The following is a 15,747-nucleotide window of genomic DNA, read 5'->3' on the forward strand; positions in this document are numbered from 1 at the left end:
GTTCGTTCGGCGGGGCATTGGGATTGCCCCGGCCGATGCGGGCGGAAAATACGTCTTCCGCCCCTCAAGTCAAGCGGAATAATCCGCCTCACTCAAACTCCCCGAAAAGCCGCCGCCCGCTCTGTGGACAACTCTCTTTCCGGGAAGCAGGACACCGCCTCAGCGGTCGGTGTCCTCGTCGTCGCGCTCCACGACGATGCCGGGAACGTTTTCCTCGTCCTCGTCTTCGTCGTCGATGAACACGTCATCGGTGCTGTCATCGTCCGCCAGATCGTCGTCGACATCGTCGTCGTCGATCCCGGGCGCATCGGCGCCGTTCTCCGCGTCCGCTTCCTCGAGGCTCACGACTTCAGCGCCGCTGTCCTCGACCTCATCGTCCTCATCGTCATCCGGCACGACAGCGGCCGCCTTGGCGGCCTTCTGGATGCGCGTTGCCTGAGCGACGACGAACACCGCACCACACTTCGGGCAGGTGATCGGATCGCGGTTCAGATCGTAGTATTTGGCACCACAACCGCCGCACAGCCGCTTAGTGCCAAGTTCGGGTTTCGCCACGGTTTCGACCCTTGTTTCGACTATCCGGGTTTCTCATAATCGGGCGTTCGCATATAGGCTGACCGAGCTTCTGTCAAAGCCAAATACGGCCCGTCTCTGCAAACGTATCACCACCACCGGCACATGTCGCATTCCTCGCCCCCCGCGAGCGCCGAAAACCGGCGCACGCGCCGGCCGGCGCGCCCTTGCGGCTTCACGGTGACGGATCGTTTCCAGCATGATACGACGGGCGATGCAACACTGGGCTCTCACGCTTCGGAACTGAACATGTCCCATTCGTCTTCCGCGATACCTTTCACGGCCCGCGCGGGCACTGCGCTCAAGGGCCGGGTCACGGTGCCCGGCGACAAGTCGATTTCCCACCGCGCGCTGATGTTCGGCGCGCTCGCCATTGGCCGCACGCGGGTCTCCGGCCTGCTCGAATCCGAGGACGTGCTGAACACAGCCGGGGCGATGCGCGCCTTTGGCGCCAGCGTCGCGCGCCAGGACGACGGAAGCTGGTGGGTCGACGGCGTCGGCCTCGGCAGCCTGCTCGAGCCGGAGACGGTGATCGACTACGGCAATGCGGGAACCGGAGTGCGCCTGGCGCTCGGCCTCGCCGGATCGCACCCCATCGCCGCGACCTTCGTCGGCGATGCGTCGCTGTCGAAGCGGCCGATGGGACGTGTGCTCGACCCACTGCGCCAGATGGGCGCGCAGGTGGTGGCCCGTTCCGGTGACCGCCTGCCACTGTCGGTGCGCGGTCCCCAGACGGCCGCCCCGATCCACTACCGGGTGCCCGTGCCTTCGGCGCAGGTCAAGTCGGCGGTGCTGCTTGCCGGGCTGAACGCGCCGGGCCGCACTGTCGTTGTCGAACCCATCGCCACCCGCGACCACACCGAGCGGATGCTGGCCGGTTTCGGCGCCGACATTTCCGTGGAGATCGACGAGGCGGGCGGACGCATCATCTCGCTTGTCGGTCAGCCGGAGCTGAAGCCCCAGGACGTGGTCGTCCCGGCGGATCCGTCGTCGGCCGCCTTCCCCCTCGTCGCGGCGCTGATCGTCGAGGGGTCGGATGTCACCGTCGAGAACGTGCTGCTCAACGAGAACCGCACCGGCCTGTTGACGACGCTGCAGGAGATGGGCGCCGATCTCGTCATCGAGAATATCCGCGAGACCGGTGGCGAGCGACTGGGCGACGTTCGCGCCCGCCATTCCCGGCTGAAGGGCGTCGTCGTCCCGCCGGAGCGCGCGCCCTCGATGATCGACGAATATCCGGTTCTCGCCGTCGCGGCCGCCTTCGCCGAGGGCACCACCGTGATGGAGGGGCTGGAGGAACTGCGCGTCAAGGAGTCCGATCGGCTTGCCGCCGTCGCCGCCGGCCTGCGCGCCAACGGCATCGAGTGCACGGAGCGCGAGTCCTCGCTATCTGTCACGGGCCGCACTGGCACGACCGGCGGCGGCACCGTGGAGACGCATCTCGACCACCGCATCGCCATGAGCTTCCTGGTGCTCGGCCTTGCCGCCGACCGGCCGGTGAGCGTCGACGACGGCGCTGTCATCGCGACCAGCTTCCCGAGCTTCTGCGACCTGTTCGCCACCCTCGGCGGCGAGATTTCCCAGGCCGGGGAGCGCGCCGCATGATCATTGCAATCGACGGTCCGGCGGCCTCCGGCAAGGGCACGCTCGCGCGCCGGCTGGCGCAGCACTACGGGCTGCACCACCTCGACACCGGCCTTACCTTCCGCGCTGTCGCCGCGGCGTTGCTGGCGCGCGGCCTGCCGCTTGGCGACGAGGCCATCGCGGTCGCGACGGCGCGCAATCTCGACCTGTCGAAGCTCGACCGGGACGTGCTCGCCGCGCATGAGATCGGCGAGGCGGCGTCGCGGATTGCGGTGCTTCCGGCGCTTCGCGAGGAGCTCGTGCGGCTACAGCGCAGCTTCGCCGACGAGCCGCCGGGCGCGGTGCTCGACGGCCGCGACATTGGCACCGTCGTGTGCCCCGATGCCGACGTCAAACTCTATGCCACGGCCTCGGCCGAGGTGCGCGCGCGCCGCCGCACCGAGGAAATGCTGTCGAAGGGCAAGGAGGCCGATTTCGCCGAAGTGCTCGCGGACCTGGAGCGCCGCGACGCGCGCGACGCGGGCCGCACCGTCGCACCGCTGAAACAAGCTGACGATGCGCACTTGCTCGACACCTCGGAAATGGATATAGAAACGGCGTTCAAGGCGGCTGTGGATATCGTCGATAGCGTGTGCGCAAGGTAGCGGACACGATTTCGGCGCTTTTTCCGTAAGCTGATCGCGCGCTTGCGCGTACGCGGGCCTGTTTCCCCGCTTGCGTCGGACGCGGATGCTTACTTGCTGGCATCGACTTCCCGCAGCGGCAATGCGCCGGCGACCGGGCAGGGTGGCGCCAGGTCTAGCGGGCCCACGCACTTGATCGACAACGCGCGGTTCGTTTCTTCCGCTTCGCCGGCCCGTCCGGTCCTTCGCTCCCTTCAGGGCACGAAAGACACGACGGTCGCAATGTCCCCTTCGGGTGGGAGATTGCCGGACGAACGGATCGTGGAGAGCAACACCAACCAGCCGGCGACGAGCCGATAAAGGCTGCCAGGAGTTTCGATGAACAGTTTGAACCCCACTCGCGATGAATTTGCTGCCCTTCTGGAGGAGAGCTTCCAGGAGCAGGAGCTCTATGAAGGCTCCGTTGTCACCGGCAAGGTGATCGCCATCGAGAAGGATCTCGCGGTGATCGACGTCGGCCTCAAGGTCGAAGGCCGCATCGCGCTCAAGGAATTTGGCATCAAGGGACGCGACGGCGACGATGCCGGCGTGTCCGTCGGCGACACGGTCGAGGTTTATCTGGAGCGCGTCGAGAATGCGCTCGGTGAAGCCGTCCTGTCGCGCGACAAGGCTCGTCGCGAAGAGAGCTGGATCCGTCTCGAGGTCGCCTTCGAGGCGAACGAGAAGGTCACCGGCCAGATCTTCAACCAGGTCAAGGGCGGCTTCACCGTCGATCTCGACGGCGCCGTGGCGTTCCTGCCGCGCTCGCAGGTCGACATCCGTCCGGTGCGCGACGTCGCTCCGCTGATGCACACGCCGCAGCCGTTCCAGATCCTGAAGATGGACAAGCGCCGCGGCAACATCGTCGTGTCGCGCCGCGTCGTCCTCGAGGAAACCCGTGCCGAGCAGCGCTCGGAGCTGGTCCAGAGCCTCGAGGAAGGCCAGGTCATGGAAGGCGTGGTCAAGAACATCACCGATTACGGTGCGTTCGTCGACCTCGGCGGCATCGATGGTCTGCTGCACGTCACCGACATCGCGTGGCGCCGCATCAACCATCCGAGCGAGGTTCTCTCGATCGGCCAGACCGTCAAGGTGCAGATCATCCGCGTCAACCAGGAGACGCACCGCATCTCGCTCGGCATGAAGCAGCTCGAGGCGGATCCGTGGGATGGCATCGAGGCCAAGTACCCGGTCAACGCCAAGTTCACGGGCCGCGTCACGAACATCACCGACTACGGTGCGTTCGTCGAGCTGGAGCCGGGCATCGAAGGCCTGATCCACGTCTCCGAGATGTCCTGGACCAAGAAGAACGTCCATCCGGGCAAGATCGTGTCCACCTCCCAGGAGGTCGACGTGATGATCCTGGAAGTCGATCCGGTCAAGCGCCGCATCTCGCTCGGTCTCAAGCAGACCCTGCAGAACCCGTGGGAGGCCTTCGCCGAGAAGTTCCCGTCCGGCACCGAGGTCGAGGGCGAGGTCAAGAACAAGACCGAGTTCGGTCTGTTCATCGGTCTCGAGGGCGACGTCGACGGCATGGTCCACCTCTCCGACCTCGACTGGAACCGTCCGGGCGAGCAGGTCATCGAAGAGTACAAGAAGGGCGACGTCGTTCGCGCTGTCGTGCTCGACGTCGACATGGAGAAGGAGCGTATTTCGCTCGGCATCAAGCAGCTCGGCGGCGATCCGTTCGACACTGCTGCGGCCGGTGAGATCCGCAAGGGCGCCATCGTCACCTGTGAGGTCGTCGAGGTGAAGGACGGCGGTCTGGAGGCGAAGATCGCCGACAGCGACCTGACCACCTTCGTCCGTCGCGCCGATCTGGCGCGCGACCGTGCGGACCAGCGTCCCGAGCGTTTCGCCGTTGGCGAGAAGTTCGACGCCCGCATCACGCAGTTCGACAAGAAGACCCGCCGCGTTTCGGCCTCCATCAAGGCGCTGGAAATCGCCGAGGAGAAGGAAGCAGTGGCGCAGTACGGTTCTTCGGACTCCGGCGCGTCGCTCGGCGACATCCTTGCCGCGGCCCTCAAGGCCCGCGACACGGACGACTGAGCCAAGTCGAAAAGACCGGCGACCGTCTCCTGACGGTCGCCAACAGGACCCCGGCCAACGGCCGGGGTCTTTTCGTTTGGACCCCTGAAACATCCCGCTGGGGCACTCCGCCAGGGCGCACGGAAAAAGATCGGGCTTTTCAAGACCCCTTCACCCATGTAGCCATAGGGCAAGCCGTACAGAGCATTGGAAAGGTTGAGACGAATGGCCCTTGATGCAGATGCCATCATCGACCGACGGCGGCTACGCCGGAAAGTCGTATTCTGGCGCGTTGCCGCCTTCGTCGTCCTCGCCGTAGCCCTGGCCGGGGCAATCCACTGGGGCGGCCTTCTCGACCCCGCCGGCCGGCGCTCGGACCATATCGCCCGCGTCGAGATCAGCGGCGTCATCATCGACGACCGGGCGCGGCTCAAGCTTCTCGAGGACATCGCCAAGAGCCCGCGCGTCAAGGCCGTGATCCTGGACATCAACTCGCCCGGAGGATCGACCGTCGGTGGCGAGGCGCTCTACCTCGGCCTGCGCAGGCTCGCGGAAGAAAAGCCCGTGGTCGCGACCATCGGCACGCTTGGCGCATCGGCCGCCTACATGGCCGCCATCGCCGCCGACCGCATCTACGCGCGCTCCACCTCGCTTGCAGGGTCGATCGGCGTCTACATCCAGTACGGCAACATCAAGGGCCTGCTCGACACCGTCGGCGTGGAAATGAACGTGGTGCGGTCGGGCCCGCTGAAGGCCGAGCCGAACTTCTTCGACAAGACGCCGGAAGCCGTGCGCCAGAACCTGCAGGCGGTCATCGACGACAGCTATGCGTGGTTCGTCTCCCGCGTCGCCGAGCGCCGCAAGATGAGCGAGGACGCGGTGCGCGCCGTCGCCCAGGGCGGCATCTATTCCGGCGAACGCGCCATGTCCTCCGGCCTCGTCGACGCCATCGGCGGCGAGAAGGAAGCAGCAGCCTGGCTTGCCGAAACCCACGACCTGCCGAAGGATCTGCCGGTGGTGACCTGGAAGGTAGGCGGCGAGACCGGCAGCGGTCTTCCGTTCTTCTCGCGCATGGCGCATGCCTTCGGATCCGGCATCGCAAGCGAAATTTCAGGAACGTTGGGCAGGGCTGGTGAACTTTTTGCGGAGGGCGTCGCGCTTGACGGTCTCGTATCGGTTTGGCACGCTCAGGGCGCGGCGGACGCAGACGGTGGGTCAGGGGGGCGCGAATGATCAAGTCAGAATTGGTGCAGCGGATTGCCGAGCAAAATCCGCATCTCTATCAGCGCGATGTCGAGAACATCGTCAATGCCATTCTTGACGAGGTCACCAATGCCCTGCGTCACGGCAATCGCGTCGAGCTGCGGGGCTTCGGAGCTTTCTCCGTCAAGAACCGCCCGGCCCGAACCGGACGCAATCCGCGCACCGGACAAAAGGTCGAGGTCGAGGAAAAATTCGTGCCGTTTTTCAAGACCGGCAAGGAGATGCGCGAACGCCTGAACGACGGCGAGGACCACGGCGAAGACGACTGAGCCGCCGGGGAGCCTGCTGAGCGCCAGCCAAGGGCGCCAGCGGACCCCCGCTTCCGGGCCTTGCCCCGGAAACGCCACGACCTTGCGGGAGAAGGCAGGGTACGGTTGCCGCGGACGCTCGGTGAAGCCGTCGCCTACTGCGGCGTCTCAAGCCAGAGCCGCGACGCCATGCGCCCGTCCAACGTCTGCAGTCGCACACTCTGTGCGCTGCCGGTTCCGGCGCCAGCCAGGACCAAAATCGGAGAGAACACCGTGACCCGCTTTTTGAAAAATCTCGTGCTCGTGCCGATTGCGATCGTGCTCGTCGCACTTGCCGTGGCGAACCGGCACGTGGTCACGTTGTCGCTCGATCCCTTCGCCAATGCCGATCCCGCCATCAGCATCACCGCGCCGCTGTTCTGGTTCCTGTTCGCCGGCGTCGCCTTCGGGGTTTTCATCGGCGGTGTGGCGTCCTGGGCCCGCCAGGGCAAGTGGCGCAAGGAGGCGCGCGTCAAGCGCCGCGAGGCCAACCGCTGGCACGAAGAGGCTGATCGTCTCAAGATCGCCAGTCAGCCTGAAGCTTCGAGCTCGGCGTCCCTGCCGGCACCGGGCTCGCGCAACGCGGCCTGACGCCCGACCATGACGCCCGACCCTGACGCCCCACATGGGGCGGCCAGGGAGCACTGTCTTCAGGGCGAGCGGTCTTCCGGCGGATTGTAGGTCGGAAGCGACCAGCCGAAGTGGATCGCGCCGCCGCGCAGGAGAAGCGCCGCCGCGCCGCCACCAAAGGCCGCAGGCCAGGCCGGGACGCCGGCAAGCGTCAGCGCGACATAGGCCATCGCTCCGGCGAAGGCGGCGGTGATGTAGATTTCCTGCTTGAGAAAGGCGGAAGGGAGCCCGGCGATCACGTCGCGCACGATGCCGCCGAAGGTTGCCGTCGCCACGCCCATCAGAACCGCCACGACGGAGGAATGTCCAAGGCTCAGCGCCTTGGCTGCGCCCATGACCGAATAGGCCGCAAGCCCCAGTGCATCGGCCCATCGCAGGGGCTTGCTCAGACGCTCGAAGAGAGACGCGAGACCCCACATGGCAGCACCGATCGCGATGCAGACAATCACATAGATCTGGTTTTCCACCCAGAAGACGGGTGCCCCGAGCAGCAGATCGCGCAAGGTGCCGCCGCCAACACCGGTAAAGACGGCGAAGAAGACGAAGGCCAGCGGGTCAAGCTTCAGCCGCGATGCCACGATGGCGCCGGTGACGGCAAAGACCGCCACGCCGAGGAAGTCCAGAAACTGGAGCATTGTCGCCATCGCCGTTCCCCGGGTCTGAGACGGTTCAACCGAAAAAGGGCCGGCGCGCACATGCGCTAGCCGGCCCTTGCCATCATCTGTCCCGGGAGCTGTCCGGCGGGGCCTCGCCGAGGCCTCCCGCCGTATGCGTGGGTCCTCAGGCGGTCCTGTCGACCGTCGCTCCGGGGGTGCCCTGCGCCGCATCCGGCTTCTTGTCCTTCGGGCCGCCCTTGGAAACGCCGACCATGGCCGGACGCAGCACCCGCTCGCCGATCTTGTAGCCGGCCTGCATCACCTGAACGACCGTGTTGTTGGGGACGTCCGGGTTCGGCACCTCGAACATCGCCTGATGGAAGTTCGGATCGAACTTCTCGCCGGCCGGATCGATCTTCTTCACGCCGTGCTTCTCGAGCTGGTTGAGAAAGTCGCGCTCGGTCATCTCGACGCCCTCGATCAGGGCGCGCATGGCCTCGTCGGCGGCGGAGCGCACCTCATCGGACACCGCATCCAGCGCGCGACGCAGATTGTCGCTGACGCCGAGCATGTCGCGGGCGAAACCGGAAACCGCATAGGTGCGGCTGTCACCGATTTCCTTTTCCGTGCGGCGACGGAGGTTCTCCATCTCCGCCATGGTGCGCAGCATCCGGTCCTTCAGCTCGGCGTTTTCCGCGCGCAGCGTCTCGGTCGGATCCTCCGCACCTTCGGTCGTCACCTCGGCCTCGGTCGCCGCCGCGGCGGCGGTCTCGTCGGTCATGCCGGTCTCGGTGTTGCGCGTGTCACTCATCGTGGTCAGAACTCTCGAACATCATGTGAAACGGAATTGGCTGCGGGGGTCTGCCCCCCGAACCGGAAGCGCGCGTGTTTCGCCCCGCCGAAATCGACGAGACGAAACATGCGCTATCCTCTGCCCGGCCGGACGGCTCCGGCCGGCGAAACGGGCGATGGTATCAGGACGAGGTCCGGATCCAGTCGGCCAGCTTGTTCTTCGGAGCGGCGCCGATCTGCGTCGACACCGGCTCGCCGTCCTTGAACAGGATCAGGGTCGGGATCGAGCGGACACCGTACTTCACCGCCATGTTCTGGTTCTCGTCGATGTTGAGCTTGGCGATCTTGACGCTTTCGCCCATCTCCTCGGAAATCTCCTCAAGAGCCGGGGCGATCATCTTGCAGGGACCGCACCACTCTGCCCAGAAATCGACGACGACCGTGCCGGAGGCCTTGAGAACGTCCAGCTCGAAGGATTCATCCGTGACGATAGTGGTGGCCATGTGTTGCCCTTTCCAAGTGGGAAGGCCGCCGCGCATCCCGTGATGCGCGCGCGCCCTTGTGTTGTGCAGAAAGTAGGAAGGCCGCCTGCCGGCGTCAAGCAAGCGTTCCCTCTCAGGCAGGGGAAAGGGCGGCCAGCGCGGCCTCCAGGCGCGCTGCGGGCAGTTCGACCAGCTTCGGACCTGCCGTAAAGAGAAGCGCGGCGCGCACGACGCGCCCGGGATAGAGCCCGCCAAGCAGAGCAGAATAGACCGCAAGCTGCGTGACATAGCTCTCGCCGACGGCATCCTGCGAGGCCGGCACCAGCCTGTCGGTCTTGAAGTCGACGAGAAGCACCTCTTCAGACGTGACGCTGAGCCGGTCGATCTGGCCGGAAACCTCAACCTCGGTGCCGTCGGGCGCGGCGATACGACCGACAATCGGCACCTCCGCCCGTGCCGTCGGGTCGAAGACGGCGGCGAATTCCGGAGCCTCGAGAACACCGAGCGCCTCTTGCGCCAGCGTGGCCGCCGCATCCGCGAGGTCTTCCGGCAGATAGGCCGCGAGGTAGCGCAGGGCGGCGGCGCGGCGCGCGGCGGCTGGAAGATCCGGCAGCATCTGCAGCAGCCGGTGCAGGTGACGCCCCCGCTCGAGCGCCAGCGACGCCGGAACGCCTCCTCCCGCGGACACGCCCCATCCGGCCGAAGCGCGCGCCGCCTCGAGACGGGACACGGCGGCGATTGCCTGGGGCGCGTCCTTGGTCTCCATTTCCTCAAAAGCGGTCGAAGGGTTGAGCCGGCGCGGGCGCGGCACCGCCGCGACGGGCCGCGACAGCCAGTCGGGCGTGATCCCGCGGCCGCTCCCCGCGTCTTCGGCCGAAGAACCGGCCTCCCGGCCAAGCAGCGGCGGCGGCGTCACCCGCCCCTGCGCCTGCCAGATGCGACAGGGCGCGCCCGTCGCGGTCTCGCCGTCGCGCGCCGTCGGACCGAGCCCGGCGGAAACCAGCGCGTGCCAGCAGCCTTCCGCCTGACCGCGCGCCGGCGCCCAGCCGCAGACGACGAGCCGATCCTTGGCCCGTGTCATCGCCACATACAGAAGCCGGCGATATTCCTCCTCCGCGGCCTCGCGCAATCCGTCGACGGCCTGCGCATGCCAGTCGGTGCGGTCCTTGGCGGCCGGCAGCCAGACGAGTGCCGGAGCGCGCGTTTCGCCGCGCGGATAGCTGACGAAGGGCTTGTCGTGCTGGGACGGCGCGGGCGCGCCGCCGCCGTCCACCAGCACCACCAGTGGTGCCTCGAGCCCCTTTGCGCCATGCACGGTCATGATGCGCACCACGCCGCGGGCTGCGTTGAGCTCGCGCTTCACCTGGGTCGGTGCGGCAGCGAACCACGCCAGGAACCCCTCGAGCCCAGGCGTTCCCGTCTGCTCGAAACCGAGCGTCAGCGCCAGGAACTCGTCGAGGATGTCGTCGACCTCGTTTCCCAGCCGGGCGCGAAAGGCGCGTCGCCCGCCATCGGCGCCGAGCAGCCTGGCATAGAACTCGAAGGGCGGCATGAAGTCGGCGCGCGCGCGCCAGTCTTCGATACGCTCGCGGATCGCGCCCCAGAAGGGATCGTCCTGCGAGCGGCGCAATATCGATTGCCACAGCGTGCCGGACCGCCGGGTCGCCGGGTCGGGACGGGCGATGGCGAAGAGCTGCTCTTCCGAGATGCCGAAGAGCGGACCGCGCAGCACCGCCGCCAGCGACAGATCGTCCTCGGGTAGCAACAGGAAGCGGCCGAGCGCCACCAGATCGGCGACGGCGATATGCTCGTTGAGAAGCAACCTGTCGCTGCCGGCGACAGGCACGCCCGCCTGCTTCAGCGCCCGGGTCAGCGCGTCGACGAAGGGCCCGCGCTTGCGCACCAGAACCAGCACGTCGCCGGGATCCGCCTCGCGCCTCTTCCACCACGCATCAATGGTCTCGGCAAGCCGGGAAGCCAGCCGGGAGACGGGGCTTGCCGCCGACAACCGGTCAAGCGGGGCAGTCCAGTCGTCCGGCTCGGCAACCGTCTCTGTCTGCTCCGGGCTCCAGATCTCGACCATGCCGGGCTCGTTGCGCCGGATCGCCTCGTGCACGGGGGCCCCCTCGTCCTGCGACAACCCCTTGTGCGCGGCGGGCTCGGCGAAGACCAGGTCGACGGCGGAGAGCACGTCGGGACGGGAGCGAAAGGAGAGCGTCAGCTCCAGACGCGAGAAGTTTCGCTCCGCCTCCTCGGCGCGGCGCGCGAAATGGCGTCGCATCTCGGCGAAATAGGCCGGAACCGCGCCCTGGAAGGAGTAGATCGACTGTTTTTCGTCGCCAACCGCGAAGAGCGTGCGCAGGCGCGGGTTGGATGTTTCGCCGGCGAAGAATTCCTCCGCCAGCGCCCTGACAACCTGCCACTGCTGCGGGCTGGTGTCCTGCGCCTCGTCGACGAGGATATGATCGAGCCCCTGGTCGAGCTTGTACTGCACCCACAACGCCGCGTCGGAACGGGCCAGGAGATTGGCCGTGCGGATGATCAGGTCCTCGAAGTCCATCAGGCCGCGCCGCGTCTTCTCGCCCTCATAGGCATCGAGCATGGCGTCGGCGAGGCGCAATGCGGCCTCCGTTCCAGCCAGTGCATAGGCGGCGCGCCAGCGTTCCAACAACCGCTCGAGGCGGGCCTGTTCCGCCGCAAGATCCTCGGCAAGCTCGGGGTTGGCGCTGGCCACCGCCTTGCCGGCAAGGCTCTTGGTCGGCGTCAGCTTGGCCGTGAAGAAGGCGGCAAGCCAGGTCGCCCGCCAGCTCGAAAAATCCTCCGCGACGATGCCGGCGCGCAGCTTCTGCGCCCGGGCGACGTCATTCGCCCCACCCGTGGCAAGCAGATCGGCGTAGTGCGCGGCGCGGGTCGCGTCGAACACCGTCTCGCCGCGCATGCGCTGCTCGACATCGGCGAGCGTCTCGTCGGGGTCAAGGCCGAAGCCGCGCCGCAGCTCGCGCAGGCCCTCCTGCAGGGAACCCGCCTCGACAAGCCAGGCACGCAGGTCGTTGCGCCGCGAGACGAGCTCGGCGAGCACCTCCTCCACCGACTTGTCGGCCATCTCTGAAATAAGGAAGCCGAGCGCCCGGCCGAAGGGGCTTTGCGGATCGCGCTCTGCCGCGCCCATCACCTTCGCCCGCGCCGTCGCGAGCAGTTCCGCCGCCTGCCGGTCGTCAAGCACGCTGAAATGGCCGGCGACATTCGCCTCGAGGGGAAACTGGTGGAGCAACGCCTCGCAGAAGGCATGGATGGTCTGAATCTTCAGCCCGCCCGGGGTCTCCAGCGCGGTGGCGAAGAGGTGGCGGGCGCGCGCGAGGCGCGCTGCATCCGGCGTCTCCCCCTCGATCTCGGCAATCTCGTCGGCAAGCGCGGCATCATCGAGCGCGGTCCAGGCGCCAAGCGTGTCAAAGACGCGGGTCGCCATCTCGGCGGCGGCGGCCTTGGTGAAGGTCAGGCAGAGGATGCGCGAGGGCGCCGTGCCGGCCAGCAGCAGGCGGATCACCCGCCGCGACAGGACGAAGGTCTTGCCCGAGCCGGCATTGGCGCTCACCCAGGCGGACCGCCTGGGGTCGGCGGCAAGCGCCTGACGCTCACGGGTGGCTTGGGGAACCTCGATATGGCTCATGCCTCGTCCTCCCCGCCGAGCGCCCATTCGCGTACCCGCGCCAGATGGTCGTAGCGCCCGTTCATATCTCCCTCCGTCATAACCCTTGCGCGAGAGAGATAGCCGCGCTCGGGGTTCTCGTAGACAGCGAGAAGCGCGCGCGTGCGTGCCAGCGCCTCATCGGCGAAGTCCTCCAGCGTCACGCCCTTCGCTGGCCCGCGCGCCCCCTCCTCGATCGGATCGCGACCGCCGGAAAGACGCAGGTAGAGAAGCTCGGAAACCGGCAGTCCGGAGCCGACCTCGGCGAAACCGCCCTCCTTCGCCATCGCCGCCTCCAGCGGCAACTGCGGGGCAAGCAGCGCGGCAACCTGGCCGATGCTCGGCATCCGGCCGGTCTTGTAGTCGACAATGGACAGCGTGCCATCCTGCATCCGGTCGATGCGGTCGGCACGGCCGCTCAGGGTGATCCGCCGTCCCGGCGCCAGATCGATCTCCAGCGCGCCGGCGATCTCGAGATAACGCTCGTCCACCTGCTTCGCGCGTTCCGCCTCGAACCGCACGAAGGCGTCGGCAATCCGCACGAAGCGCAACCACCATACGGCGCGGATCGCGGGAAAGGCCTCGAGCGGAGCGAAGCGGCGGCGGCCGATCTCGACGAGATGATCATGGGCCGCCTCGTCGAAGGGGCCCGTCCAGCCGACAAGGAACTCGGCCAGGCAATCGTGGATGATCGTGCCCTTTTCCGCCGCTCCCGGATCGCCGCCGATGGGGTCGACCGGATCAAGACCGAGCACCCGGCGCGCATAGACCGCATAGGGGTCGCGGATCAGCGTCTCCACTTCGGTGACGGAAATGCGCGGCGGGCGGGCCGCGACGGGCGGCTTCGGCTCGGGCCGTTCCGCGGGCTTCGGCGGACCGGTGACGTCGAGCATGGTCGTCAGCGCCTTGAGCGCGTCGCCGCGCGCCGTCATCGCCTGTGTCACGTCCTTGCCGAGCAGCGTGGTCAGGCGCAACAGCCAGCGCGAGGGCACGGTCGGGGCACCATCGGCGCGCTCGGCGCGCGACAGGATCACCTCGCGTGCGCCCAGCCCCTGGGTGAAATCATGGGCAGCACCGCCGATGCGGCGTTCGGGAGGATCAAGACCGAGCCCACCCTTCATCGGCCGGCTGAGCCAGGGGTCGTTGCGCGTCGATTGCGGCCATGTGCCCTCGTTGAGCCCACCGAGAACCATCACGTCGTAAGCCTGGAGACGCGCCTCCATCGGACCGAGGATGGCGATGCGCGGATCGCCGGGCAACCGGCGGCGGATGTTGATGCCGGAGACGAGTGCCTGGAACACCGCCGGCCAGTCCCGGGCCGGCACGCACAGCCCTGCCGGATCGGCGGCGAACATTTCGGCGAAGGCGGCGGCAAGCCCCTCCCCCGCCTCGCCGGCATAGAGTTCGGGGGCCTCGCCGGTCTCGTCGCGGGCGAGCGCGACGAGAACCGCCTCATGGGCCGCGACCAGCGCAGTGACCTCGATCGCGCCCTCCGCCTCACCCAGTTCCTCCAGCGGCTTCAGCGCCTCGCCGAGGCGGGTGACGAGGTCGAGCACCGCTTCCCAGTCATCGGCATGGATCTCCTTCCAGCGCGGCATCGGCCCCGCCTCCTCGGAAACCGCGATGTCGCGCGCCGCCGCGACGGCACGCAGCAGACCCTCGCTGCCGGCGCGGGCGCGCGGCCCGCGAAGCACCGCGCGCTCCAGCGCCCGGGCAGCCGCGCGAATTTCCTTTGCCGGCAAACCGAGGCGGGCGAGCGGGTGCTTCAGCAGCGCCAGCAGCGCCACCGGCTCCAGTCCGCCAAGGGCCAGATCGGCGGCGAGACGGGCCAGCACGCCTGGCGCGGTCTGGTCGAGCGGGCGACCGGCGCTGTCGTCAGCCTGGATGCCCCATCGCGCCAGTTCCACGGCAACGCGGCGGGCCAGCGTCCGGTCGGGGGTGACAAGGGCAGCGGTCTTTTCCTGCTCCACCGCGCGGCGCAGCGCGACAGCGACGCACAGCGCCTCGTCCGCCTCGTTGCGCGCGGCAAGCAGTCCCACATCGGCAAAAGCCGCCAGGCGGTCGGCCTGCGGATACCGGATGGCGACCAGCGGCCATTCATCCGTCGTCTCGGCCGGGCGCAGCGCCTCGCCGACAAGCCTGTCGCGCAAAGCAAGAGCGGGCTCACCGCCGGCAACCAGCTCACGCACATCCTCAGGCGCGCACCCAAGGGCGGCCAGCAGCCGCAGCATGCCATGCTGCGGGTGGCTTGGCGTTCCGGTCTCGCCGCCCGCGGCGAGAATGGCGTTGCGCGCGCGCTGGTCGAGCCCCTGGTCGAAGCCCGGCAGCACGATGGCCCCTTGCGGGAGAGCGGCGACGGCGGCGAGCAGGTCGGCCGTCGCCGGGATGGAGCCGGTCGTGCCGGCGACGATGACCGGCCCCTTCGGCGGATCGGCGCGCAGGCGGGCAGCCTCGCGACGGATCAACGCCGAGCGGCGCGCCTTCGGGTCCATCGCGCCGCGCCCTTCGAGATAAGCCGGCCAGTGCTCCATGGCGATCTTGAGGAAATCCAGCGTGATCTGCCAATAGCGGGCAAAGTCTTCCGGTACCAGCTGCGCCAGCCCGGCCCAGGAGATCTCCTCCGTCTCGACCTCGTCCATCAGCGCGATCAGGTCGCCGGCAAGCCAGGCGGCATCGGCGGCGGAGGCAGGCGCGCGCAGAACCGCGCCGGGCGGCAGCCCCAGCACGTCGCGGCGCAAGGCGCCTTCCCAAGCGTCGACCAGGCGGGTCATCGCCATGCGCCGCTCCATTTCCGGCAAAGCCGGCGGCAGGCCGTCGACGGCCGGGCCGGAACCCAGGAGAAGGGCATCTTCCTCCACGTCGCCAAGCGGGCGAATCACCGGCAGCAATGCCGCCCTGCCACCAAGGCGCTTCTGCAGCAGCGCGGGCAGGCTGCGCGCGGCGCGGCGGGTCGGCACGTAGAGCGTGACGCCGGCAAGCGCCAGCGGGTCCTCGTGCGGCGCGAACCCCTCGATCAGTCGGCCTTCCAGCAGCGCATCGACCAGCGCCGGCAGAAAGGGCGTCGAGGGCGGCAGCGTGAAGACATTCAGCGAGACGGTCATGGCGTGGGATCCGGCAGGAAACGGGGAGGCGCGGGCAAGCACGCGGAACGACAGCGGGGCGGCG

At 68.0% G+C, this 15,747-nt stretch carries 12 protein-coding genes; 6 read left to right on the forward strand and 6 right to left on the reverse strand.

The window, feature by feature from the left end; genetic code table 11:
• Positions 1-159 precede the first annotated feature (159 nt).
• Positions 160-555 carry a TIGR02300 family protein gene (locus tag ACSLUQ_RS13865; RefSeq protein WP_417771947.1) on the reverse strand — a complete coding sequence of 132 codons (396 nt, stop codon included), beginning with the start codon at positions 553-555 and terminating at the stop codon, positions 160-162.
• Positions 556-822: 267 nt separating this feature from the next.
• Here ACSLUQ_RS13865 and aroA point away from each other — a divergent pair, with 267 nt between their 5' ends.
• The 6 genes from aroA to ACSLUQ_RS13895 all read left to right on the forward strand — a co-directional run bounded on the left by aroA (position 823) and on the right by ACSLUQ_RS13895 (position 6,988).
• Positions 823-2,178 (forward strand): 3-phosphoshikimate 1-carboxyvinyltransferase, encoded by a 1,356-nt coding sequence (gene aroA / locus ACSLUQ_RS13870; protein WP_461808855.1) that lies wholly within the window; start codon positions 823-825, stop codon positions 2,176-2,178.
• Positions 2,175-2,801 carry a (d)CMP kinase gene (cmk, locus tag ACSLUQ_RS13875; RefSeq protein ID WP_417771945.1) on the forward strand — a complete coding sequence of 209 codons (627 nt, stop codon included), beginning with the start codon at positions 2,175-2,177 and terminating at the stop codon, positions 2,799-2,801. The genes aroA and cmk overlap by 4 nt, the downstream gene beginning before the upstream one ends.
• 357 nt (positions 2,802-3,158) lie before the next feature.
• Entirely contained in the window at positions 3,159-4,868 is a 1,710-nt protein-coding gene (gene rpsA, locus ACSLUQ_RS13880; protein WP_417771944.1) for a 30S ribosomal protein S1, read from the forward strand.
• Between the two features lie 204 nt (positions 4,869-5,072).
• Positions 5,073-6,080: a signal peptide peptidase SppA gene (sppA, locus tag ACSLUQ_RS13885; RefSeq protein WP_417771943.1), complete on the forward strand. Its 1,008-nt coding sequence runs from the start codon at positions 5,073-5,075 to the stop codon at positions 6,078-6,080.
• Positions 6,077-6,379: an integration host factor subunit beta gene (locus ACSLUQ_RS13890; protein WP_417771942.1), complete on the forward strand. Its 303-nt coding sequence runs from the start codon at positions 6,077-6,079 to the stop codon at positions 6,377-6,379. The genes sppA and ACSLUQ_RS13890 overlap by 4 nt, the downstream gene beginning before the upstream one ends.
• 252 nt (positions 6,380-6,631) lie before the next feature.
• Complete coding sequence (locus ACSLUQ_RS13895) at positions 6,632-6,988, forward strand: LapA family protein (protein ID WP_461808856.1); 357 nt, start codon at positions 6,632-6,634, stop codon at positions 6,986-6,988.
• A gap of 59 nt (positions 6,989-7,047) precedes the next feature.
• Here ACSLUQ_RS13895 and ACSLUQ_RS13900 read toward each other — a convergent pair whose 3' ends face one another.
• The 5 genes from ACSLUQ_RS13900 to addB all read right to left on the reverse strand — a co-directional run bounded on the left by ACSLUQ_RS13900 (position 7,048) and on the right by addB (position 15,683).
• Positions 7,048-7,671: a trimeric intracellular cation channel family protein gene (locus ACSLUQ_RS13900; protein WP_461808857.1), complete on the reverse strand. Its 624-nt coding sequence runs from the start codon at positions 7,669-7,671 to the stop codon at positions 7,048-7,050.
• Between the two features lie 136 nt (positions 7,672-7,807).
• Positions 7,808-8,434: a nucleotide exchange factor GrpE gene (grpE, locus tag ACSLUQ_RS13905; protein ID WP_417771939.1), complete on the reverse strand. Its 627-nt coding sequence runs from the start codon at positions 8,432-8,434 to the stop codon at positions 7,808-7,810.
• 163 nt (positions 8,435-8,597) lie between these two features.
• A complete protein-coding gene (gene trxA / locus ACSLUQ_RS13910) occupies positions 8,598-8,918 on the reverse strand; it encodes a thioredoxin (protein WP_417771938.1) in 321 nt (106 codons plus the stop codon).
• 112 nt (positions 8,919-9,030) lie between these two features.
• On the reverse strand, positions 9,031-12,564 hold the full coding sequence (addA, locus tag ACSLUQ_RS13915) for a double-strand break repair helicase AddA (RefSeq protein WP_461808858.1): 3,534 nt from the start codon (positions 12,562-12,564) through the stop codon (positions 9,031-9,033).
• Positions 12,561-15,683 (reverse strand): double-strand break repair protein AddB, encoded by a 3,123-nt coding sequence (gene addB, locus ACSLUQ_RS13920; protein ID WP_461808859.1) that lies wholly within the window; start codon positions 15,681-15,683, stop codon positions 12,561-12,563. Before addB ends, addA begins: the two co-directional genes overlap by 4 nt.
• Positions 15,684-15,747 lie beyond the last annotated feature (64 nt).

The sequence above is a fragment of the Stappia sp. ICDLI1TA098 genome, assembly GCF_054880955.1.

What these genes read in the sequence shown, in the direction of transcription:
- aroA (WP_461808855.1), top strand. Translation starts at nt 823, where the DNA reads ATGTCCCATTCGTCTTCCGCGATACCTTTCACGGCCCGCGCGGGCACT.
- cmk (WP_417771945.1), top strand. Translation starts at nt 2,175, where the DNA reads ATGATCATTGCAATCGACGGTCCGGCGGCCTCCGGCAAGGGCACGCTC.
- rpsA (WP_417771944.1), top strand. Translation starts at nt 3,159, where the DNA reads ATGAACAGTTTGAACCCCACTCGCGATGAATTTGCTGCCCTTCTGGAG.
- sppA (WP_417771943.1), top strand. Translation starts at nt 5,073, where the DNA reads ATGGCCCTTGATGCAGATGCCATCATCGACCGACGGCGGCTACGCCGG.
- ACSLUQ_RS13890 (WP_417771942.1), top strand. Translation starts at nt 6,077, where the DNA reads ATGATCAAGTCAGAATTGGTGCAGCGGATTGCCGAGCAAAATCCGCAT.
- ACSLUQ_RS13900 (WP_461808857.1), bottom strand. Translation starts at nt 7,671, where the DNA reads ATGGCGACAATGCTCCAGTTTCTGGACTTCCTCGGCGTGGCGGTCTTT.
- grpE (WP_417771939.1), bottom strand. Translation starts at nt 8,434, where the DNA reads ATGAGTGACACGCGCAACACCGAGACCGGCATGACCGACGAGACCGCC.
- trxA (WP_417771938.1), bottom strand. Translation starts at nt 8,918, where the DNA reads ATGGCCACCACTATCGTCACGGATGAATCCTTCGAGCTGGACGTTCTC.
- addA (WP_461808858.1), bottom strand. Translation starts at nt 12,564, where the DNA reads ATGAGCCATATCGAGGTTCCCCAAGCCACCCGTGAGCGTCAGGCGCTT.
- addB (WP_461808859.1), bottom strand. Translation starts at nt 15,683, where the DNA reads ATGACCGTCTCGCTGAATGTCTTCACGCTGCCGCCCTCGACGCCCTTT.